At 46.6% G+C, this 356-nt stretch carries 1 protein-coding gene; it reads left to right on the top strand.

Features of this window, described 5'->3' with window-relative positions; genetic code table 11:
• Positions 1-34: 34 nt before the first annotated feature.
• Positions 35-356, top strand: a 322-nt coding sequence (locus JFU56_RS22410; RefSeq protein WP_198439432.1) for a tripartite tricarboxylate transporter permease, incomplete at its 3' end; no start/stop codon positions are given.

Here is a 356-nt window from a genome sequence, read left to right as displayed (position 1 = left end):
GGTTTAATCTTCACTCTTTGGTAGGGATAACATTATGTTAGACGGAATTTTACAAGGACTTTCGACCGCCGTGATGCCAATGAACATCATGATGGTAATTGTGGGCTGTTTTGTTGGTACCTTTATTGGTATGCTACCGGGACTCGGTCCAATTTCAGCAATCGCGTTGATGATCCCGCTTACATACGGCCTAGACCCTTCTTCTGGCCTAATCTTGATGGCTGGTGTGTACTACGGCGCTGTATTTGGTGGCTCGACGTCATCAATATTAATCAACGCTCCAGGTTGTTCTTCAACGGTAGTAACCGCATTCGATGGCTACCCGATGGCACAAAAAGGCCAAGCTGGTAAAGCAC

Origin of the sequence: Moritella sp. F3, assembly GCF_015082335.1 — a bacterium.
In the GTDB taxonomy this organism is placed as follows: Bacteria; Pseudomonadota; Gammaproteobacteria; order Enterobacterales; family Moritellaceae; genus Moritella.
This window is presented reverse-complemented; position numbering and strand designations above follow the sequence as displayed.